General features: G+C 64.1%; 19 protein-coding genes. 9 read left to right on the forward strand and 10 right to left on the reverse strand.

The genetic code is table 11. The features are described from left to right. Positions 1–163: 163 nt before the first annotated feature. A complete protein-coding gene (locus XH96_RS00975; RefSeq protein ID WP_194390669.1) occupies positions 164–1,288 on the forward strand; it encodes a hypothetical protein in 1,125 nt (374 codons plus the stop codon). A 123-nt stretch (positions 1,289–1,411) separates the two neighbouring features. Here XH96_RS00975 and XH96_RS00980 read toward each other — a convergent pair whose 3' ends face one another. From XH96_RS00980 to XH96_RS00990, 3 genes are read right to left on the reverse strand one after another with little or no spacing between them, the layout of a single operon-like run. Continuing rightward, positions 1,412–1,999, reverse strand: a complete 588-nt coding sequence (locus XH96_RS00980) for a Smr/MutS family protein (protein WP_194390670.1) — start codon at positions 1,997–1,999, stop codon at positions 1,412–1,414. Then, positions 1,996–3,558 carry a murein transglycosylase A gene (locus XH96_RS00985; RefSeq protein ID WP_194390671.1) on the reverse strand — a complete coding sequence of 521 codons (1,563 nt, stop codon included), beginning with the start codon at positions 3,556–3,558 and terminating at the stop codon, positions 1,996–1,998. The genes XH96_RS00980 and XH96_RS00985 overlap by 4 nt, the downstream gene beginning before the upstream one ends. Then, positions 3,536–4,243 carry a Tim44/TimA family putative adaptor protein gene (locus XH96_RS00990; RefSeq protein ID WP_194390672.1) on the reverse strand — a complete coding sequence of 236 codons (708 nt, stop codon included), beginning with the start codon at positions 4,241–4,243 and terminating at the stop codon, positions 3,536–3,538. The genes XH96_RS00985 and XH96_RS00990 overlap by 23 nt, the downstream gene beginning before the upstream one ends. A gap of 397 nt (positions 4,244–4,640) precedes the next feature. On the opposite strand from XH96_RS00990, the gene secB reads away from it, so the two are divergent. Next, positions 4,641–5,126: a protein-export chaperone SecB gene (gene secB / locus XH96_RS00995; protein ID WP_028181895.1), complete on the forward strand. Its 486-nt coding sequence runs from the start codon at positions 4,641–4,643 to the stop codon at positions 5,124–5,126. On the opposite strand, the gene dnaQ is transcribed toward secB, so the two are convergent. From dnaQ to XH96_RS01015, 4 genes are read right to left on the reverse strand one after another with little or no spacing between them, the layout of a single operon-like run. After that, on the reverse strand, positions 5,117–5,839 hold the full coding sequence (dnaQ, locus tag XH96_RS01000; RefSeq protein ID WP_194390673.1) for a DNA polymerase III subunit epsilon: 723 nt from the start codon (positions 5,837–5,839) through the stop codon (positions 5,117–5,119). The two genes, secB and dnaQ, sit on opposite strands and share 10 nt — an antisense overlap. A 27-nt stretch (positions 5,840–5,866) precedes the next feature. Beyond that, a complete protein-coding gene (gene coaE / locus XH96_RS01005) occupies positions 5,867–6,466 on the reverse strand; it encodes a dephospho-CoA kinase (protein ID WP_194393985.1) in 600 nt (199 codons plus the stop codon). Between the two features lie 23 nt (positions 6,467–6,489). After that, a complete protein-coding gene (locus tag XH96_RS01010; protein ID WP_194390674.1) occupies positions 6,490–7,098 on the reverse strand; it encodes a Maf family nucleotide pyrophosphatase in 609 nt (202 codons plus the stop codon). An 8-nt stretch (positions 7,099–7,106) separates the two neighbouring features. Then, the gene (locus XH96_RS01015; RefSeq protein WP_194390675.1) at positions 7,107–7,952 is read right to left on the reverse strand and encodes a pyruvate, water dikinase regulatory protein; all 846 of its coding nucleotides are present in this window, start codon (positions 7,950–7,952) and stop codon (positions 7,107–7,109) included. A gap of 522 nt (positions 7,953–8,474) precedes the next feature. Between XH96_RS01015 and hemJ the strand changes: the two genes are divergently transcribed. The 7 genes from hemJ to XH96_RS01050 all read left to right on the forward strand — a co-directional run bounded on the left by hemJ (position 8,475) and on the right by XH96_RS01050 (position 17,164). Continuing rightward, complete coding sequence (hemJ, locus tag XH96_RS01020) at positions 8,475–8,897, forward strand: protoporphyrinogen oxidase HemJ (RefSeq protein ID WP_028181379.1); 423 nt, start codon at positions 8,475–8,477, stop codon at positions 8,895–8,897. A gap of 250 nt (positions 8,898–9,147) precedes the next feature. Further along, the gene (gene rho, locus XH96_RS01025) at positions 9,148–10,413 is read left to right on the forward strand and encodes a transcription termination factor Rho (protein ID WP_061023673.1); all 1,266 of its coding nucleotides are present in this window, start codon (positions 9,148–9,150) and stop codon (positions 10,411–10,413) included. Positions 10,414–10,724: 311 nt separating this feature from the next. Next, on the forward strand, positions 10,725–12,083 hold the full coding sequence (gene mnmE, locus XH96_RS01030) for a tRNA uridine-5-carboxymethylaminomethyl(34) synthesis GTPase MnmE (RefSeq protein WP_194390676.1): 1,359 nt from the start codon (positions 10,725–10,727) through the stop codon (positions 12,081–12,083). 500 nt (positions 12,084–12,583) lie between these two features. Further along, positions 12,584–14,464, forward strand: coding sequence for a tRNA uridine-5-carboxymethylaminomethyl(34) synthesis enzyme MnmG (gene mnmG / locus XH96_RS01035; protein WP_194390677.1), 1,881 nt, complete (start codon positions 12,584–12,586; stop codon positions 14,462–14,464). Between the two features lie 138 nt (positions 14,465–14,602). Beyond that, entirely contained in the window at positions 14,603–15,244 is a 642-nt protein-coding gene (gene rsmG / locus XH96_RS01040; RefSeq protein ID WP_194393986.1) for a 16S rRNA (guanine(527)-N(7))-methyltransferase RsmG, read from the forward strand. Positions 15,245–15,272: 28 nt separating this feature from the next. Continuing rightward, the gene (locus tag XH96_RS01045; protein ID WP_061880052.1) at positions 15,273–16,139 is read left to right on the forward strand and encodes a ParA family protein; all 867 of its coding nucleotides are present in this window, start codon (positions 15,273–15,275) and stop codon (positions 16,137–16,139) included. Between the two features lie 137 nt (positions 16,140–16,276). Then, positions 16,277–17,164: a ParB/RepB/Spo0J family partition protein gene (locus XH96_RS01050; protein ID WP_194390678.1), complete on the forward strand. Its 888-nt coding sequence runs from the start codon at positions 16,277–16,279 to the stop codon at positions 17,162–17,164. A 170-nt stretch (positions 17,165–17,334) separates the two neighbouring features. On the opposite strand, the gene holA is transcribed toward XH96_RS01050, so the two are convergent. The 3 genes from holA to leuS form a co-directional block, all read right to left on the reverse strand. Continuing rightward, complete coding sequence (gene holA, locus XH96_RS01055) at positions 17,335–18,363, reverse strand: DNA polymerase III subunit delta (RefSeq protein ID WP_194390679.1); 1,029 nt, start codon at positions 18,361–18,363, stop codon at positions 17,335–17,337. Between the two features lie 129 nt (positions 18,364–18,492). Next, the gene (lptE, locus tag XH96_RS01060; RefSeq protein ID WP_194390680.1) at positions 18,493–19,044 is read right to left on the reverse strand and encodes an LPS assembly lipoprotein LptE; all 552 of its coding nucleotides are present in this window, start codon (positions 19,042–19,044) and stop codon (positions 18,493–18,495) included. After that, on the reverse strand, positions 19,031–21,667 hold the full coding sequence (gene leuS, locus XH96_RS01065; protein WP_194390681.1) for a leucine--tRNA ligase: 2,637 nt from the start codon (positions 21,665–21,667) through the stop codon (positions 19,031–19,033). Before leuS ends, lptE begins: the two co-directional genes overlap by 14 nt. Between the last annotated feature and the right edge of the window lie 168 nt (positions 21,668–21,835).

A 21,835-nucleotide genomic window follows, 5' to 3' on the forward strand; every position in this document is an offset into this window, starting at 1 on the left:
TCGTCCCTGCGAAAGCGGGGACCCATAACCACCAGCGGTCCTTGTTGAAACAGATGGCGGCTCCGATCCCGGCACAAACGACCGCCTGTGGTTATGGGTCCCGGGTCGCGCTTCGCTTGTCCGGGACGACAGCGGAGGTTGCTCTCACCGGTTCGGGTGGGGCGTGACCGCGCGCATCCCGCAGAATCCCTGGCGGCTCCTGCTCGCGATCAACGCGGCGGTCATCGTTGGCGTCTTCGTCCACAAGATCCAGCTGCCGCCTTACGTCCCCTATATTCACCTCCTCGTCGACTATCATTTCGGCTTCATCAAGCGCGCGCTGATCGGCGCCGTCGTCGCCCTCTTCACCGACAAGGTGCCGGTCTGGCTTGTGTTCGCCCTCGGCGGGGCAACATGGCTGGTGACATCGGCGCTTTACGCGAGGCTGTTTCAGAAGACCTTCGGCTTCACCGCGAGGACGCTGCCGCTGTTCGTCTTCACCGCGGGCTCGCCGTTCTTCCTGAAGAACTTCATGCACACGCTCGGCCATTTCGACATCTATGGCTGTGCACTGGCGATCATCCTGCTGCTGATGCCCGCGGGCTCGCTGCTGTTCGTTGCCACGGCCGCGCTGTTCTCGATCGTCCTCGTGCTGATCCATCACATTCATCTCTTGATGTATGTGCCGACGATCATCACCATCGTCGCGATCAGGCACTACCTGTCCCATGGCTGCAATCGCACCAACATTGCTTTCGGTAGCGTCGCCCTCGCCGTCGTCTCCGCACTGTTCTTCGCGGCGCAGTTTTGGGGAACGATGCCGATCCCCGAAGCGGATTTCGTCACCTATCTGAAAGGCCGGATGGCCGATCCCGCGCGGACCGACCTGCTGCAATTCGCCTACATCTGGTACCAGCCGCTGGCGAAGGAGGTTGCCGACACCTGGGGTCGCCTGCCGCACAACATTCTCGGCGTGCCCGTGTTCGCACTGCTGATCTGGCTGCACACGCCGTTGTGGCGTTATCTTGCGCACCTGATCGGCGCACTCGCCAGCGAAACGCACCGCCGTCTCGTCGTCGCGGCGCTGGTCGGCGTCACTCTCGCCTATGTCGTGATGTTCGCGATGGTGTTCGACTATTCGCGCTGGATCTCGAACTGGGCGGTCTGCACGTTCCTGATCCTGCATGCGGTGAAAATGCTGCCGGCCGCTCGGGAGACAGAGCTGATCCCGGCGGAGGATCGGAAGACCAACATCTTCGGCTTGATACTCACGCTGATCCCACGCGTCGGAATCGTGCGGCCGTTTTAAAGCTCTGCTTGGGCCGCATCGAAGGTGCGCTCCCTCCCCCGCATGCGGGGGAGGGTTGGGGAGAGGGTGTTTCCGCAATGGGATTCCCCAAGAGCTCCCGCAAGCGGGAGAGGTGTAGAACCGCTAACCTCTCGCCCTGCGAATCCGCACATACAGCGCGCCCTCGCCGCCGTGGCCGATATGCGCGGTCTCGAAGCCGACGACGAAGGTGCGGAATTCCGGCAGGCTGAGCCATTCCGGCACCTGACGGCGGAGCACGCCGCTTTCGCCGCCGCTGCGGCCCTTGCCGGTGATGACGAGCACGAAGGTCAGGCCATCCTGATGGGCGCGGTGCAGAAAACCAGTCAGCGCGCGATGGGCGCGCGTCTGGGTCATGCCGTGCAGATCGAGCCGCGCCTCGATCTCGCTGCGGCCGCGCGAGAGCTTCGTCCGCTCGCGCTTGCCAAGCGGAGCCAGGGGCGGAATGGACGCTTTCGTCACGCGCGGCGCCGGCGCAGCGGCGACGGGCCGCGGCGATGACGCCGGTCGATTGGCCGGACCGGCGGGTGACGACTCCGGGCGCGGCGCGGCATGCGTCTTCACGCGGGTCTTCCTCAGCGGCTTGACCTGCCTCGAAACGAGGTCCCACAGCTCGCGCTCCTCCTCGCTCAGCGCACGGCGGCGCGGCGAGGGGCGAGGCTCCAGCACGGGCGGACGGGACGATCGTTTCATTGCTGCCGATGAGGGCGATTCTTCACCGGCCGACGCGGCTCAGAGCCAGGGTCGATCGCGGGACGCGGCACCGGTAGCGGAACGGGACCGGCGATGGCAACCGTTTCGTTCTTGTCCTGCGGCGCGGCGGCAGCAGGCGTCGCCGCCTTGGCCGGGACGGTCTGCGGAAACAGCTTTGCGATCTTCTCCGAAGGCCTGGGATCCGGTATCGGCAATTTCGCGGCGCGCGGGCCGGGATCGAGGCTCTTCGGCACCAGCATCACAAAACGCATGGGATGGCGCAGCCGCCCGGAGACACGGCCGGCCTCCTGGCCGGCGCCGAAAAACAGATCGGCGCGTGCGGGGCCGATGATGGCCGAACCGGTGTCCTGCGCGATCATCAGCCGGTGAAACGGCGTCTTGGCGCGTTCGGACTCGATCGGCAGCTCGCCCTCGATGAAGAACGGCGTGCCGTAGACATGCAGCGCTTTGTCGACCGCGATCGAGCGGCCGGCGGTCAGCGGAATGCCTTGCGCGCCCACCGCCTCGTCCTTGTCGGAGAGGTTGACCTCGCGGAAGAAGATGTAGGCACGGTTCGCGCGGCGCAGGTCCTTGGCACCATCAGGGTTCTGCGCCATCCACTCCCTGATCTTCTGCATCGACATCTCCTCTTTCGGGATGATGCCGCGCTCGATCAGGATGCGGCCGACGGCCGTGTAGGGATAGCCGTTATAGGCGTCGTAATTGAGCCGAACCGAGCTGCCGTCCTCGAACTTGATCCGTGCCGAGCCCTGGATCTGGGCGAACAGAAGATCGGTCGGATCCTTGAGCCAGGCGATCTCGAGCCCGCGGCCGGCGATCTTGCCGTCCTCGATCTCGCCACGGTCGTAATAGGGCACCAGCTTGCGGCGGCCGATCTTGCGATAGACCGGGCCCTTGTTGGGCAGGCTGACCGAATCCTGCTTGTAGCCGCGCACGAACAGATTCGAGGGACGGCGATAGACCGGCACGTTGTAGACATCGGTTTGCGTGCGCGACCCCTCCAGCACCGGTTCGTAATAGCCAGTGACGAAACCGTCGGGCTCGCCGAGGCGCGAGATCCGCAGCGGCGTGAAGTTCTCCTCGAAGAAGGTCTTCGCCTTGGCGTCGTCGGCGAGATCGAGCGTCTTGGCAGCGCGGCAAGGCTCGCTCAGCGAGGCGCCCAAGGCCTTGGCTTCGAAGGCCTTGGCTTCGAAGCCCTTGGGTTCGGCCGCGCCGTTCTGCGCATTGATCGGCCGGCAGCTGGCGCGGAACGTCTTGTAGGCGGCGAGATGGTCGTCGTCTTCCCAACCCTTCACGTCCGCCCAGGCCAGCGGCAGATATTGCGCGCCGGGAATTTCGAACGGCAGGGGGTGCTGCGGATAGGGCAAGGCCCGCGGCGGGGCGGCAGGCAATTGCCGGGCATGATGATGATGGTGGCTGCGATGGTGGCGCCGCGCCGCCTCGGCACCGAGCGAAAACGACGAGAGCACGACGGCACATGCGCAAAGCGCCGTCGCGCTGTTCTTCAGAAAGACCTTAGTTCGCGCTTCCGGTGCCAACCAGCTTCCAGTTCGGATCGCGAGAGGAGGTGTCGCGGGCGAAAGTCCAGATGTCGGTGATGTCGGCGACCGTATCGGCGCTGCCGTCGACGATGTTGCCGGCCTTGTCGCGGGTGGCCGAGATCATCTGCGAAACGAAGCGCACGGTGAGCTGGGCAGTGCGGTCGCGCATCTCGGCGCCGACGAGCTCGGCCTTGTCGATCGAGACGAAGCGCGTCTCGGTCTTCTGCTCGTTCTTCTCGCGTTCCTTGATCGCGGCATCGAAACTGTCATAGACGTCCGACGACAACAGGTCGCGCAGCGCGCGGCGGTCGCCATTGGCGAAGGCCAGCACGATCATCTCGTAGGCGCCGCGGGCGCCCGAGATGAAATGGCGCGGGTCGAACGTGGAATCCTTCTCGACGATGGCATCGAGGCCCTGCGCCAGCGGAGTGCCCGGCTCGGCCAGCCCCTTCCAGCGATCGGAGGGCGGGGTCGGCTCGGCCGTCGGCGCCAGCGGGGCCTGGTCGATCACCTTGCCCGGCACGGTCACGACGTTGTTGTCCTGGGCACCTCCCAGCGCATTGCGGGCGGCGGTGCGATCGAACGGCGGCCGCTCGTTGCCCGTGCGCTGCCCCAGCACGCTACGCAGTCTCAAAAAGATGAAGACTGCCAGCGCCAGGAATATGATGGTGTAGATGTCCACGTCGTATTCGCTTTCTGGTCTTTTCAGGAGTCGTTGCCGGGAAAATCAATCCGGCCAGTAGACCGTTCCCTACGGAAACGGCAAGTCCACATCACCATTTTGGGTCCGCGTCAGGTCCGTGGGATGTAGGCACGAAATCTTGCCGGGCCAATGGCGCCTTTTGGCACAGCATCAAGTGTAGCGCGTTTTAGGCTTAAGGGGAAACCCGATCCTGCCGGGAAATCGCGCATCTTCAATCATTTAAGGCGCAATTTCGCTGAAAAGGCAGGATGACCCTCCAAACGGCGGGCGCGGCCCGATTCCCCGATCCGGGGCCGTTCGTCCTTGTGGAACGAGGTGGCCCTATGTTAGCCAACCGCCGCGAAATTCAGCCCCAATCGGGTAAGGAGAGACTTTCATGACCAACGGTAACGGCACCCCTCCCGAGGCGGCCCAGGCTCCCCAGCTCAACGTGCTGGCGCAATATACCAAGGACCTCTCGTTCGAAAATCCCAACGCGCCGGGCTCGCTCCAGCAGCAGAGCCAGCCGCCGCAGATCAACATCCAGATCAACGTCAACGCCAACAATCTCAGCGAACAGGAGTTCGAGGTGACGTTGTCGGTCGAGGGCAAGGCCGAGACCGCAGGCAAGGTGATGTTCTCGTTCGAGCTCGCCTATGCCGGCGTGTTCCGGATCGTCAACGTGCCCAAGGAGAACCTGCATCCGCTGGTCATGATCGAGTGCCCGCGCCTGTTGTTCCCGTTTGCCCGCGAGATCATCGCGACCGCGGTGCGCGACGGCGGGTTCCCGCCCCTGATGCTGGATCCGGTCGACTTCGTCGGTCTCTATCGCCAGAACATGGAGCGGCAAATGGCCGCTCAAGGTCAAGCCGGTCAGGCCTGACCGACCGCCACGGCGGCTGGAGCGGGCAGGTACTCGTTCCAGATCGCCTTGTCGCCGAGTGTCGCGATGAAGGCCCGATGGGCCTCTCGCTCGGCCTCCGAAATCCGCGGCACCAGCGGCACCAGGCGCTGCCGCCGCGGCGCATCGCCGCCCGCATTGACGCGGATCTCCTGGGTGTCCGAAGCCAGCAACAGCTGCGACTGTCGCGCCCCGACCAGATCGACATAGACTTCGGCCAGCAGCTCGGCGTCCAGCAGCGCACCGTGCTTGGTGCGACGTGAATTGTCGATCGCATAGCGCGAGCAGAGATCGTCGAGCCGGTTCGACACGCCGGGATGCTTGCGGCGCGCCAGCAGCAGCGTATCCACCAGCCGCTCGCGCGGGATCGCGACGCGCTTGATGCGGTCAAGCTCGGCATTGATGAAGCCGATGTCGAACGAGGCGTTGTGGATCACCAGCGGGGCGTCGCCGATGAACTCCAGAAACTCGTCGGCGACCTCGTGGAACAATGGTTTCGTCGCCAGGAATTCGGACGACAATCCGTGCACCGCGAACGCTTCCGCCGGCATGTCCCGTTCAGGGTTGATGTAGACGTGAAAGGTCTGTCCCGTCGGCATGCGGTTGAGCATCTCGACGCAGCCGATTTCGACGAGTCGGTCGCCGCGGAGCGGATCGAGGCCGGTCGTTTCGGTGTCGAGGACGATTTCGCGCATGTCTTGGTCGCCGTGTGAGACGGCGAATCAGGCTCGCCGCTGCGGCATCTTAACGACCTCGGCCAGAATGTGCGCGATTTGCGCCCGCACCGGTTCAAGTCCGTGTGACGTATCCACCACGAAATCGGCGCGCCGGCGCTTTTCGGCATCCGGCGTCTGCTTGGCGATGATGGCATCGAGCTTGGCTTCGTCCATGGTGCCACGCGCCAGCACCCTCTGTCGCTGGAGTTCGGGCGACGTCGAGACCACGACCACGGCGTCCACCCGCTTGTCGCCGCCGGTCTCGAACAGCAGCGGGATGTCCAGCACCACGACCGGCGCCTTGGCGGCCTCGGCGTCGGCGAAGAATCTCTGCCGGGAAGCGCCCAGCATCGGATGAACGATCTGCTCGAGCTGCTTGATCGCGGCAGGATCGTGCACGACGCGCGCCGACAGTTTTGTGCGATCGACCTTGCCGTTGACGGTGGTCCCGGGGAAGGCAGCCTCGATCGCGGAAGCGGCTTCGCCTTCATAGAGCTGATGCACGGCGGCATCTGCATCGTAGACGGGCACACCGGCCTCCGCGAATAGTTTCGCGGTGGTGGATTTGCCCATCCCGATCGAGCCGGTCAGTCCGAGGATCCGCATCAAGCCAAAGCCATGTCTGTCAGTCACACTGCAACTAGCCGCTCGCGGCGCAGGAACGCAAGCAGCGGCGGCAGTGGCAGGCCGAGAATGGTGAAATGATCGCCCTCGATCCGCTCGAACAGATGAATGCCGAGGCCTTCGAGCTGATAGGCGCCGACGCTGGTCGTGACGGCATCGCCGGCGGCAGCGAGATAGGCCGAAAGCTCGACCTCGGTCATCTCTCGCATGGTCATGCGGGCGACCGACACGTCCTCGAAAACAATCTTGCCGTCACACGCCACGGCCACGGCCGAATTCAGCTCGTGGCTCTTGCCGGCGAGATCGCGCAATTGCGCCAACGCCTGTGCGCGGCCTGCGGGCTTGTTGAAGAGACGCATTCCAAGGGCCAGTGTCTGATCGGCGCCGATCACGTAGCTTCCTGGCTGACTCGCCGAAACCGCCTTGGCCTTTTCTCGCGCCAACAACAGGGCGATCTCGCGCGGGTTCGAGAGTCTCGATGCGGCCTGAATGCCGCGCTCGTCGATATCGGCCGTCACGGCCTCGAATTCGAGCCCGGCATTGGCCAGCAGCATTTTGCGCGCGCTGCTTTGCGAGGCCAGGATCAACGGAGATGTGCCGCGCCACAAAGCCATGGCAGAAACTATTCCGAGGGCCGGTTGCGCTGGCGATCGCTATAGAGCTTCATGATCGCCGCCGCAGTTTCCTCGATTGAGCGGCGCGTGACGTCCAGCAGCGGCCAGTCATGCTTGGCGCTGAGCTTGCGCGCGAACGCGACTTCCTCGGTGACCGACTGCTTGTCGGTATAGGTGTCGCTGCCGCTGCCGGATTCAGCTCCCATGGACAGCAGGCGATTCTGCCGGATCTGGATCAGGCGTTCCGGCGTCGCGTGCAGGCTGACGACCAGCGGCCGCGTCAGCGTCTCCAGTTGCGAGGGCACCGGAATGCCTGGAACCAGCGGCACGTTGGCGGTGCGGATGCCGCGATTGGCGAGATAGATCGAGGTCGGCGTCTTCGACGTCCGGGACACGCCGACCAGGACCACGTCGGCGTCGTCGAGACCGTCGACGTGCTGACCATCGTCATGAATCATCGTGTAGTTCAACGCGTCGATGCGCTTGAAATATTCCGCGTTGAGGACGTGCTGGGCGCCGACGCGTCCGGTGGTCGCAGCGCCGAGATAGGCTTCGAACAGCTGCATGACCGGGCCGATGATCGACAGGCTCGGAACGTTGATCTGCTTGCACTTGTCCTCGAGCCTGGCGACCAGGTCCTTTTCGAGCAGCGTGAACAGCACGATCCCCGGCGCTTCCTCGATCTCATCGAGCACGCGGTCGAGCTGCTTCTGGCTGCGCACCAGCGGATAGACGTGCTCGACCGGCGTCACGTTGGCGTATTGGGCGGCGACCGCGCGCGCCACGGTGATGAGCGTCTCGCCCGTGGAGTCGGAGACCAGATGCAGATGGAAATAATTGTTCGAAGTCGGCACAGAAACTCTTTGTATGAGGGCGGGGCAGTTTGTGGATTTCTGTGGAGCTTAACCCCTTGGAAAGGGATGTGCGACACCAGGGGCGGGACAACGGCCAATTTTCTTCACACCAGTGCCCGTCAGGACAAGTCCGGCACCCTCCGACGAGGCGAGCGGGATTGCGCGGATAACCCTCTTGATAAGCTGCCGACGGGGAACCGCAAGCTCTTGAGTCCGGACGGCTTATCCGAACGGCTCGAGGCCGCGCTGGATATGTTGATGGATGTGAACAAGCGCATGCGAAGCGGCGGACGGAATTGTGTGAGTCCAATCCACGGTCACTAAGACTCAAACCTTAAGATTCTAAAAGTTTTAGGTTTAGAAGAGCCGAGCACGCGGATATGTGTGTGCACCCAAATCTATGAATGAATTCTTACCGAGCTCGTTCCATCCACTGTCCGGTGAGACTGGCCGCGTTCGAACGACATGGATCCCGGTTCGCGTCCGGAAAACGCGTAAGGCAAGACACGGAAGGCTGCCGGAATGTACGAGTGGATCAAGGCGCTGCACGTGATCGCGGTCATCTCCTGGATGGCCGGCATGCTCTATCTGCCGCGGCTGTTCGTTTATCATTGCGAGGCGGAGATCGGCTCGAAACAGTCGGAAACGTTCAAGGTCATGGAACGCCGGTTGCTCAAGGCGATCATCAACCCGGCTATGATCGTGACCTGGCTGGCCGGTCTCTATCTCGCGTGGTCCGGCCATTGGTTCGCATCGCCCTGGTTGCACGTAAAACTGGCATTGGTCCTGGCGATGTCCGCGGTCCACGGCTTTTTTTCCCGTTGGCTGAAGGATTTCGCCGCCGACCGGCGCCCGCGGAGCCAGAAATTCTATCGCATAATCAATGAGGTGCCGACCGTTCTGATGATCTTCATCGTCATCATGGTGATCGTGAAGCCGTTCTAGGCACGTCGCGCCGACGATTCGCTCAGCGCTTCGGCTTGCGGAGCAGGAAGCGATTTTCTATATTATCGACATCCCACCCAACGCAGGCGGATGTGGTTGTGTCCGAGCTTTCCAGAAGCCGGATACCGCATCAGGTTTGAAGCCTCCCGGCGCTCACCTTGCCAGTCCTGCGGACCTTACCTTCTCACGTCCGCATTTCAGAGCCTCCTCGCATCCCCCTCTTCTAAGGCTACCCCACAGGACCACCCCAATGCGGGAAATTAAACTCCAGGACCTCAAGTCGAAGACCCCGGCTGAGCTCGTCTCGTTCGCGGAAGAGAACGGGGTCGAGAACGCCAGCACCATGCGCAAGCAGGAGCTGCTGTTCGCAATCCTCAAGCAGCTCTCGCTCGCCGAGACCGACATCGTCGGCGAAGGCGTCGTCGAGGTGCTCTCCGACGGCTTCGGCTTCCTCCGCTCGCCCGATGCGAATTATCTGCCGGGCCCCGACGACATCTACGTGTCGCCCTCGCAGATCCGCCGTTTTGGTCTGCGAACCGGCGACACCATCGAAGGTCATATTCGCAGCCCGAAAGAGGGCGAGCGCTATTTCGCGCTGCTGAAGGTCAACACGCTCAATTTCGAGGATCCGGAAAAGGCCAAGCACAAGGTCAATTTCGACAACCTCACGCCGCTGTTCCCGAATCAGCGCTTCCGCATGGAAATCGACGATCCCACGCGAAAAGACCTGTCTGCGCGCGTGATCGACATCGTCGCGCCGATCGGCAAGGGCCAGCGCGCACTGATCGTGGCGCCGCCGCGCACCGGTAAGACCGTGTTGATGCAGAACATCGCGCATTCGATCACGCACAATCATCCCGAATGCTATCTGATCGTGCTTCTGATCGACGAGCGTCCGGAAGAAGTCACGGACATGCAGCGCTCGGTGAAGGGCGAGGTCGTGTCCTCCACCTTCGACGAGCCGGCGGTCCGTCACGTCCAGGTCGCCGAGATGGTGATCGAGAAGGCCAAGCGCCTGGTCGAGCACGGCCGCGACGTCGTGATCCTGCTCGATTCGATCACCCGCCTTGGCCGCGCCTACAACACCGTGGTGCCGTCATCCGGCAAGGTGCTGACCGGCGGCGTCGACGCCAACGCGCTGCAGCGCCCGAAGCGGTTCTTCGGCGCGGCCCGCAACATCGAGGAGGGCGGCTCGCTGACCATCATCGCGACCGCGCTGGTCGATACCGGCAGCCGCATGGACGAAGTCATCTTCGAAGAGTTCAAGGGCACCGGTAACTCGGAACTGATCCTGGACCGCAAGGTGTCGGACAAGCGCACCTTCCCGGCGATCGACATCTCGCGCTCCGGCACCCGCAAGGAGGAGCTCATCACCGATCCGCAGGTGCTCAAGAAGATGTACGTGCTCCGCCGCATCCTGAACCCGATGGGCACGATGGACGCGATCGACTTCCTGCTCGACAAGCTCCGCTCGACCAAGAGCAACTCGGAGTTCTTCGAGTCGATGAACACCTGAGTGCATTGCAGCAAAGGTTTGGAGGGCGCCTTTGGGCGCCCTTTTTGTGCGGATTTGCTGCAGCGAAGGTGCAGCATGAAGGTTGAATCCCTGTCCGGATTGCTTTGACTCATTAATTTATTGATATCGCAAAGAAAAACTGGAATTGGACTCGGCCTGAAATCTCTCGGGTAGGGCGCCTTGCAGCGAAATGCTGCGGTTATGCTGCGTTGCAATATAGGGATTGCTGCGAGGTTTAGCGCAGCAAATCCTCTGACTGGCCGGCGGAAATCGGAAGTTTGCCTTTTCGCCAGGAGGCGGACAAATAGGCCATGCATCCGAGAGACCAGACCATTTTTGCGCTGTCATCCGGCCGGGCGCCCAGCGCGATCGCGGTGGTGCGTGTGTCGGGCTCGGAGGCCGGCCGGGTGCTGACAGGGCTCGCGGGCCGGCTGCCGGCACCGAGGCAGGCAAGCCGCCGGTTGCTTCATGACGGCGCGGGCCAGCCGATCGACGACGCGGTCGTGCTCTGGTTTCCAGGACCGGCCAGCGCGACCGGCGAGGACGTCGCCGAGTTTCACGTCCATGGCGGACGCGCGGTGCTTGCGGCGCTCCTCGCAGAAATTTCTATTATTCCGAATACACGCGCCGCTGAGCCTGGAGAGTTCACGCGGCGCGCGTTCGAGAACGGCAAGCTCGACCTTACCGAGGCCGAGGGTCTCGACGATCTCATCCACGCCGACACCGACCGGCAGCGGCGCCAGGCGTTGCGCCAGTTACAGGGCCTGCTCGGCGACCGCGCGCGCGACTGGCGCGAGCGCATCATCGAGGCCTCCGCGTTGATCGAGGCCGGCATCGATTTTTCCGATGAAGGCGACGTGCCGGCGGAGCTGAGGGTGCCGGCGGTGAAAGCGATCAAGGCGCTTCACGACGAAATCTCAAAAGCCCTTGCAGCACAGGGACATTCTGAACGGCTGCGCGAGGGTCTCGTGGTGGCGATCGCCGGCGAGCCGAACGTCGGCAAGTCGACCTTGATCAACCAGCTCGCGCGGCGCGAGGTCGCGATCGTCTCGCCGCATGCTGGCACCACGCGTGATGTGATCGAGGTGCAGCTCGATCTCGACGGCTACCCCGTCACTGTCATCGACACCGCCGGCATTCGCGAGACCAATGATCCCGTGGAGCGGGAGGGCGTGCGTCGGGCGCGAGCGCGAGCCGGGGACGCCGACCTGGTCCTGTGGATGGTGGAGGGCGGGCAGGCTGTCGACCCGGAAGCCATGCGCTCGCTTCGGAGATCCGGCGACGGTGCTGTTTCGCCGGGTGGCTTGGTCTGGATCGTCCGCAACAAGATCGATCTCGGCGGGCCCGAGCGCCTCGTGCCTCCGGGCGAGTTCCCGATCTCCGCGAGCCGGGGCGACGGCATTCCGGAACTGGTCGAGGCCCTCGTAATGTTCGCCGCCAACTTCTTCGGAACCACGGAAGGCGCCTTGGTGACCCGGGCGCGGCAGCGCGATTTGCTGCGTCAGGCGTCGGACAGCTTGCGCCGGAGTCTGGAGCTTGTAGAAGAGGGCGAAGAGCTGGCGGCCGAAGAGCTGCGTGCTGCGGCTTACGCCCTGGGCCGGCTGTTGGGCCGGGTGGACGTCGAGGACGTCCTTGGGGCGATCTTCCAGAAGTTCTGCATTGGAAAGTAGCGCTAGTTCTTCATTGTAGAACTAGGATTTGTTCCATTTCTTGTGTTTCACGTGAAATAGTGGGGTAAGCTCCAACCTGTTTCACGTGAAACACCGGCGCTCATTTGGCTCAGGTTCGCTCGCTCATTACGCGATCTGGCGGCGCTTAGGAGCGGAAGCTAGGGCCGCTGGCCGCGATCTCGTCATCACGAGGAGCCTTGTGGCGACGCAATCCAACCGTCTCTATTCGGCATACTCAAGATAGCTTCGCCGCGCTCACATGACAGCGCGATGCTGATCTCCGTCTCGATAAATCGCCCACGATCCCACCAGCACAATCTACCAAGGCCCATCGCTCATCTCGGCGTCGTGAAACGACAACATCCTCAATGCTCCTCCACTGTGCATGGGGTTGATTTCGCGAAAAGCGGTATCGCCGGCCTCCTCCTGTTTCACGTGAAACACGGCCGGTCCCGAGTTTCCACTTCCGGCTTTTTCCGCTCTGGGATAGAAGTCCGATCATGCGAACAGAGCGAGCAAGCTTCGACGTCATCGTGATCGGCGGCGGCCACGCCGGCTGTGAGGCCGCGGCTGCTGCTGCGCGGATGGGCGCGGCGACCGCTCTGGTGACGCACCGTTTCGCGACTGTCGGCGCGATGTCCTGCAATCCGGCCATCGGTGGTCTCGGCAAGGGTCACCTGGTTCGCGAAGTCGACGCTCTCGATGGTCTGATGGGCCGTGTCGGCGACGCCGGTGGCATCCAGTTTCGTGTTCTCAATCGACGGAAGGGGCCGGCGGTCCGTGGTCCGCGAGCCCAGGCGGACCGGAAGCTCTATGCGGCCGCCATGCAGGCTGCGATCATGGAGACCGAGGGCCTTTCCGTCATCGAAGGCGAGGCCGACGAGCTGATCATGGCCGAAGGGCGGGTCACCGGTCTTCGCTTGGCCGATGGCCGGGAGCTCCGGGCAGGGGCCGTCGTCGTCACCACCGGGACCTTCCTGCGTGGCCTGATCCATCTCGGCGAGAAGAATTGGCCCGCCGGGCGGGTCGGCGAAGCTCCTGCGATGGGCCTTTCAAGCTCCTTCGAGCGTGCCGGCTTCACCCTCGGACGCCTCAAGACCGGAACGCCGCCCCGTCTGGATGGCACGACGATCGACTGGTCCGCCGTCGAGATGCAGCCCGGGGACGAGCCGCCGGAGCCGTTCTCGGTCCTGACCGAGCGCATCACGACCCCGCAGATCCAGTGCGGGATCACCCGGACCACGGCCGCGACCCATGAGGTGATCCGCGCCAATGTCCATCGCTCTCCGATGTACTCCGGCCAGATCAAGAGCTCCGGCCCGCGCTATTGCCCCTCGATCGAGGACAAGATCGTCCGCTTCGGCGACCGCGACGGCCATCAGATCTTCCTGGAGCCGGAAGGGCTGGACGATACGACCGTCTATCCCAACGGCATCTCGACCTCGCTGCCGGAGGAGGTCCAGCTTGCGATCCTCGCCAGCATTCCGGGCCTGGAGCGGGTGAAGATGGTGCGGCCGGGCTATGCCATCGAATACGATCACATCGATCCCCGCGAGCTCGATCCGACCCTGCAGACCAAGCGTCTGCGTGGGCTGTTCCTGGCCGGGCAGATCAACGGCACCACCGGATATGAAGAGGCCGCCGGGCAGGGCATCGTGGCCGGGTTGAATGCGGCGTTGTCCGCCAGCGGGGCCGCGTTGACGGTGTTCGATCGGGCGGACGGCTATCTCGGCGTCATGATCGATGACCTCGTCACCCGGGGCATCAGCGAGCCCTATCGGATGTTCACCTCTAGGGCCGAATATCGTTTGACGCTGCGGGCTGACAACGCGGACCAGCGCCTGACCGAGAAGGGCATCGCCTTGGGATGTGTCGGCGGTGCCCGCATCAGGCATCACCGCACCAAGATGGATGCCCTGAACGCAGCCCGGGCGCTGTCGAAGTCCCTGACCATCACCCCGAACGAGGCGATCAAGCACGGCCTGTCCCTGAACCGGGATGGCCAGCGCCGGTCTGCCTTCGAGCTGATGGCGTATCCGGAGATCGGCTGGAGCCAGATCCGCGCGATCTGGCCGGAGCTGGCGGCGATCGATCCTGTCATCGCCACTCATCTTGAGATCGATGCGAAATACGATGTCTATCTGGAGCGCCAGAGTGCCGACGTCGAAGCATTCAGGCGCGACGAGGGGATGGTGCTCTCGGACGTCGATTACCAGCAGGTCCCGGGCCTCTCCAACGAGGTCAGGGCCAAGCTGGAGAAGGCGCGGCCCTTCACTGTCGGACAGGCCGGCCGGATCGATGGCATGACGCCGGCAGCGCTCGGCATCCTCGCGGCTTATCTACGGCGTGAGGCCCGAAAGACCTCCAAAGCAATTGCATAGGCGTTTCACGTGAAACAGCGCGGACCGGGCGGGGACAGGCCGCTATCGCGACGAGCCGGAGCACGCGCCGCCGTGCGCCAATCCGACACGACACCGGCTCGACCGAAGATCGACAAGGCCAACGCCAACGATCAGTCGCTGGACGCGATCATTGCAGCCGACAAGATCGCGGCGCTCAAGCTTGCTCCCGTTTCACGTGAAACGGAGGCGCGGCTCGATCGCTACATCGCTCTGCTGCGCGAGTGGCAGGCCAAGACCAATCTGGTCGCGCCTTCGACCTTGCCGCATCTCTGGACGCGGCACATCGCCGATTCACTTCAGCTGGTCGATCTTGCACCGACCGCAAGACGCTGGGCCGACCTCGGCAGCGGCGGCGGCTTCCCCGGCGTCGTCCTGGCTTGCGCCATGGCGGGGACGCCGGGCGCGACCGTCCACCTCGTCGAGCGAATCGCCAAGAAGGCGGCTTTCCTGCGCGAAGCGATTCGCGTCACCACATCTCCGGGAGTCGTACATCTCGCTGAGATCGGGGATAATGTGGATAGAATCACCGGCCCCGTCGATTGCGTCACCGCGCGCGCACTGGCTCCGCTACATCAACTCATCGGCTTCGCGGAGCCGCTGATGCGCCAGGGCGCAAAGGCGCTATTTCCGAAGGGTCAAGATGTAGAGGCTGAATTGACCGAAGCCGCTAAATGTTGGAATATTCAACCTCAGCTCCATCGAAGCCGCACGGGTGACGGCTGGATCGTGGAGCTGACGTCCGTCGAACGACGCGGGTGAGGCGTTCAGGGGTGAGTGGGGAATTGCGATGAGCGTGATTGACGAACCGCAGCAAGAACAGCCGGCCCAGGAGACCAACGAGGTCCCGCATGGCCACCCGCGCATTCTGGCGCTGGCGAATCAGAAGGGCGGCGTGGGGAAGACAACCACAGCGATCAATCTCGGCACGGCGCTCGCGGCGATCGGCGAGCGCGTCCTGATCGTCGATCTCGATCCGCAGGGCAACGCCTCGACCGGCCTCGGTATCGATCGCCGCAACCGCTCCTGTTCGACCTACGACGTGCTGGTCGGCGAAGCCGCCTTGCGCGAGGCGGTGGTCTCGACCGCAGTACCGCGGCTGCACATCGCGCCCTCGACCATGGACCTCTCCGGCCTCGAGCTCGAGCTCGGCACCACGCCCGGCCGCGCCTTCAAGCTGCGCGACGCCATCGGCGCACTCAACAACAACGTTTCGCCGGACGCCGACTACACCTATGTGCTGATCGACTGCCCGCCCTCGCTCAACCTGCTCACGGTGAACGCGATGGCGGCCTCCGACGCGATCCTGGTGCCGCTGCAATGCGAGTTCTTCGCGCTCGAGGGTCTGTCGCAATTGCTGCAGACGGTGGAGCAGGTGCGTTCGACGCTCAATCCGAACCTGTCGATCCACGGCATCGTGCTGACCATGTTCGACTCGCGTAACAACCTCTCGAACCAGGTCGTCGCCGATGTCCGCCAGTTCATGGGCGAGAAGGTCTACAAGACCATGATCCCGCGCAACGTGCGCATCTCCGAAGCGCCGTCCTACGGCAAGCCGGTGCTGGTCTACGATCTCAAATGCGTCGGCAGCGAAGCCTACCTGCGGCTCGCCACCGAAGTGATCCAGCGCGAGCGCGAGCTGCGCACGACGCATTGAGGCTGCCGTAGGGTGGGCAAAGGCGCCTTCGCCGTGCCCACCGTCATCCGCAAACAATCGGTGGGCATGCTTCGCTTTGCCCACCCTACGACAATTCAGTTCTGGAGTGCTGCACCGTGAATCCAAGGGAGCTGGCGATGGCCGACGAAGCGCGTTCGCGACTGGGCCGAGGTCTTGCGAGTCTGATCGGTGACGTCGGCGGCGAGGCTCAGCACGTCGATCGTCCGCGCGCGCAGCGCAAGGTGCCGATCGAATTCATCAAGCCCAACCCGCGCAACCCGCGCCGCACCTTCTCGGAGACCGAGCTCAAGGAGCTCTCCGACTCCATCAGGCAACACGGCGTGATCCAGCCGATCGTGGTGCGTCCGGTGAAGGGCGCGCAGGATCGCTACGAGATCATCGCGGGCGAGCGGCGCTGGCGCGCCTCGCAGCTCGCCGGCCTGCATGACGTGCCGATCGTTCCGGTCGACATCAGCGACAGCGACGCGCTGGAATTCGCGATCATCGAGAATGTGCAGCGTGAAGACCTCAATCCGATGGAAGAGGCGCAGGGCTATCACGCGCTCGCCAACGAGTTCAAACGCAGCCAGGACGACATCGCGAAGGTCGTCGGCAAGAGCCGCAGCCACGTCGCCAACATGATGCGGCTGACGAAGCTGCCGGCCGAGGTGCAGGCCTACATCGCGACCGGCGAGTTGACGGCGGGCCACGCCCGCGCGCTGATCGGCGTGCCGGATCCGCTCGCAGCCGCCAAGCGCATCGTCGAGGAGGGTCTCAACGTCCGTCAGGCCGAGGCGCTGGCACATGAAGAGGGCGTACCTGAGCGCAAGCCGCAGAAGGCGCGCAGCACCGCCGGCAAGGAAAAGGACCCCGATACGATCGACCTCGAAAAGCGCGTCAGCGACGCGCTGGGTCTCAAGGTCACCGTCAATCACCGTGATCCCGGCGGCTCCGTGCAGATCAACTACCGCAACCTCGATCAGCTCGACGAGGTGATGAAGCGGCTCGCCAAGGGCGCGCTGTAGCTCCAGCACTCGCAGACGTCCTTGCGGTTCGCGGGGACGACAGCGAGTGTGTGGCGCGCGTCTGCATCCACACCGTCATTGCGAGCGCAGCGAAGCAATCCAGAATCTTTCCGCGGAGGGACTCTGGATTGCATCGCCGCGCTCGCAAAGACGTGGAGAGAGCGGGGGGCCTAACCCCGCCGCTTCGCGTTCGCCGCAATCGACATCAGTGCGCGCTGGGCTATGGCTGCGGCGAGGGTGGACTGCTTGCGGGTGTCGAGCGCCGCGGTTGCGAGCTGCTCCATGATGGCGGCAAGCCGCGCCGGGCTGAAATTGCGCAGCGCGGTTTCGACCGCGGGCTTTCGCGAAAAATGCAGGCGTGGAAAGCCGCCGTCGAGCACGGCGGAGGCCGGCGTGCCGTCGGCGATGGCGAGCGCGGATTTGTGCAGCCACGCAGCCTGCCGCTGCGCGGCGGAGAGGATCACGCCGGGATAGGTGCCGGCGATCATGGCCTTGGCGAATTCGGTCTCGACGATGTCGGGCCGTCCGGCAAAGGCGCCGTCGACGATCGGATCGAGCTTCAGCTCCGACGCATCGGCGACCACGGCCATGACGTCATCCAGCGTGACCTCGCCCTTGCCGTGGGCGTAGAGGGTCAGCTTGCGCAGTTCGTTGCGCGAGGCCTGGCGGTCGCCGCCGAGAAATGACATCAGCGCCGCGCGGGCGTCCTGCGCGATGCGCAAATTCGCGATACGGAGCTCGTCCTCCATCAGCCTGGCCAGATCACGCTCAGTGTCGGGGTAGCAGCCGATCGCCACGGCCGTCTTGGCGCGCTCGCAAGTCTTGCGCAGCGGCGATTCCGGGCGAAGCTCGCCGGCCTCGATCACGATGCGGCAATCCTTCACGTTCATCTCGGCCAGCGTCTCGATGCCGCTGGCAAAGCTGCGCGAGCCGGCGCGAACGCGGATGGCGCGGCGGCCGCCGAACAGCGGCACCGTCATGGCTTCGTCGACGAGGCGCGAGGGCTCGGCGGAGAGCTCGTCGCCGTCGAGCTTGACCAGCGAGAACGGATCGTTGGGATCGTCGACGCTGGACGCGATCAGCGCATCGGCGCGCTCGCGCACGAGGCCGGCATCGGGACCGTAGAGCAGGATGATCGGACGGCCCGCATCAGGGCGGGCGAGGAAAGCGTCGATCTCTTTTCCGCGCAGCGCGACCATGGTCCAGATTGTCGTTCCGGGGCGCGCGTGGCGCGAACTACGGTGCGCAATTGCGCACCAGAGAATCCAGAGGTTTAAGATCGAGATTCCGGGTTCGCCCTTTGGGCGCCCCGGAATGACGGGAGCGAACTAGGTGCCCGCAGTGAAGAACGAGGCGAGCCGGGTGGAGATGTTATCGGCGATCTCGTTGGCGGCGCGATCCTCGGCATCGCGCACGGCGCGGGTGCGCGAGAAGCGCTGATAGGACCCCGGCATGTCATAGGACACGCGTGAGAACGTCGAGCCGGTCATGACGGACTTGCCGGTCGCGACGTCGATCAGATTGTACTGGGCGTCGATGCCGAGATTTTCGCTGGTCGGCAGTCCGGTCGCGGCGCTGACGATCAGCGAGGAGCGGCTGGTGGTGAAGCGGATATCCAGCCGGTGGGTCGGCGGCATGCCCGTCGCCGTGCCGTAGAGCTTGAAGGCCAGTGCGTTACGGATTTCGACACCGACGCGGGCCTCGCGCGAAGCATTGGGTTTGTTGATCGGGGGTAGCTCGACGCCCATCAGCCTTTCGCGCAGACCGGGGGTGCCGTCAGTGCGCTCGGCATACATCGGCTGGAAGCAGCCTGCCGTCAGCGCCGCCAATGCAGCGACTGCCAGCAAGCGGGCTGCGATACGGATCCTAGCCGACAACATTCACGATCCTCTTGGGAACGATGATCACCTTGCGGACGGGCTTGCCGTCCAGGGCCAGCTTTACCGCATCGAGGGCCAAAACGGCAGCCTCGATTTCCGGATTCTGGGCCGCTGTTGCAACTGTGACCTCACCCCGCTTCTTGCCGTTGACCTGAACCACCAGGGTCACGCTGTCTTCGACCAGCAAATCGCGTTCGATTTGGGGCCAATTGGCTTCCGAAACCAGCCCCTTCTGGCCCAGAACCCGCCAGCACTCCTCGGCGAGATGCGGCATCATCGGAGAGAACAGCTGCACTAGGATCTGGCTGGCCTCCCGGATCGCCCAGGCCAGATCCGGCGCCAGGTCGGCTGCGGGCTGGCCCGGACGCTGAAGCACCTCCGAGAAGATATTGGTGAATTCGCGGATATGGGCGAGGCAGACGTTGAAGTGGAGCCGCTCGATGCCGGTTGTGACCTTGTCCAGCGCGCCGTGGGCGGCCTTGCGCAAGGTGGTCGCGTCCGGGCCGAAGCTGGCCGGCCGGGCCGCCGGCGCGGCGTTGCCGAGTTCGACGGAATCGTTCACCAGCCGCCACAGCCGCTGCACGAAGCGCGAGGCGCCCTGGACGCGCTCGTCGCTCCAGATCACGTCGCGGTCGGGCGGTGAGTCCGAGAGCATGAACCAGCGGGCCACGTCGGCGCCGTAGGTCTCGATGATGTCGTCGGGGTCGACCGTGTTCTTCTTCGACTTCGACATCTTCTCGATCGGGCCGATCTGGATGTCTTCGCCCGACGTCAGCAACGTTGCGCGGCGCCCGTTGCCGCCGACCTCGATCTTCACCTCGGCCGGCTGCACATAGGTGCCGTCGGCCTTCTGGTAGGTCTCGTGCACCACCATGCCTTGCGTGAACATGCCGGCGAACGGCTCGTCCAGCGCAATGTGCCCGGTCGCCTTCATCGCGCGGGTGAAGAAGCGGCTGTAGAGCAGATGCAGGATCGCGTGCTCGACGCCGCCGATATATTGGTCGACCGGCAGCATCCGGTTGGCGACCGCAGGCGTCGTCGGCGCGTTCTCGTTCCAGGGATCGGTGAAGCGCGCGAAGTACCAGGACGAATCCACGAACGTGTCCATGGTGTCTGTTTCGCGCTGGGCCTTGCCGCCGCATTGCGGGCAGGTGACGTGCTTCCAGGTCGGATGATGATCCAGCGCGTTACCCGGCTTGTCGAAGGTGGCGTCGTCCGGCAGCTTCACCGGCAGGTCCGCATCCGGCACCGGCACCACATCGCATTTCGGGCAATGGATGACGGGGATCGGGCAGCCCCAATAGCGCTGGCGCGAAATGCCCCAGTCGCGCAGGCGGAAATTCACCTGACGCTCGCCGATCGGCGCGTTGCCGCGCAGCTCCGTCTCGAGACGCTTCGCCACCTCCTCCTTGGCCTGCTCGATGGTCATGCCGTCGAGGAAGCGCGAATTGATCATGCGGCCGTCACCGTCATAGGCGGTGTCGGTGATCACGAAGGTCTTGGGATCCTGGCCTTCCGGGCACACGACGGGCGTGTTGCCGAGAGCGTACTTGTTGACGAAGTCGAGGTCGCGCTGGTCGTGCGCCGGGCAGCCGAAGATGGCGCCGGTGCCGTATTCCATCAGCACGAAGTTCGCGACATAGACCGGCAGCTTCCAGCTGGGATCGAACGGGTGCACCGCGCGGATGCCGGTGTCGAAGCCCTGCTTCTCCGCGGTGTCGATGATCTCCTGCGCAGTGCCGATCTTCTTGATCTCAGCGATGAACTCCGCAAGCTCTGGGTTCTTCGCAGCTGCCGCCTGCGCCAGCGGATGATCCGCCGAGATCGCCATGAACTTCGCGCCGAACAGTGTGTCCGGACGCGTCGTGAAGATCTTCAGCTCGCTCTCGCCGGCCGGCGTCGTCGCCGGGTCGAGCGCGAAGCGGACCAGCAGGCCCTCCGAGCGGCCGATCCAGTTGCGCTGCATCAGCCGCACCTTGTCGGGCCAGCGGTCCAGCCCGTCCAGCGCGCTCAAGAGCTCCTGCGAGTACTTCGTGATCTTGAAGACCCACTGGTTCATCTCGCGCTGCTCGACGACCGCGCCCGAACGCCAGCCGCGGCCGTCGATGACCTGCTCGTTGGCGAGCACGGTCATATCGACGGGGTCCCAGTTCACCTTGCGCTTCTCGCGCTCGGCGAGACCTTCGCGCAGGAAGTCCAGAAACATCTTCTGCTGGTGCTTGTAATAGCTGGGATCGCAGGTTGCGATCTCGCGGCTCCAGTCCAGCGACAGCCCGATCGAGCGGAGCTGCTTCTTCATCGCGGCGATGTTGTCGTAGGTCCAGGCCTTCGGGGCGACCTTGCGCTCGATCGCGGCGTTCTCGGCGGGCAGGCCGAAGGCATCCCAGCCCATCGGATGCAGCACGTTGAAGCCCTTGGCGCGCATGAAGCGGGCCAGCACGTCACCCAGTGTGTAATTCCGGACATGGCCGATATGGATGCGCCCGGAAGGGTAGGGGAACATCTCGAGCACATAGTATTTCGGCCGCGGATCGTCGTTCCTGGAGACGAAGATCGCCTGCTCGTCCCAGAGGCGTTGCCAGCGCGGTTCGGCGTCGCGGGCGTTATAGCGTTCGGAGGTCATGGAATCGTTGGGTTTTCGTGGGTTCGGCCGTCTCAAGACGGCGGACTAGGCCATAGAAGACCTCAGGGGGTCAATGGGTTGCCGCGTTCTGGAACTTCGGCCGCGCCTCCGCATAACTACGAGGGCCCGCGTTGGGGTGTGATTAAGGGGTCGATGCCAATTTGCGGC

The sequence above is a fragment of the Bradyrhizobium sp. CCBAU 51765 genome, assembly GCF_015291725.1.
Taxonomy (GTDB): Bacteria; Pseudomonadota; Alphaproteobacteria; order Rhizobiales; family Xanthobacteraceae; genus Bradyrhizobium; species Bradyrhizobium liaoningense.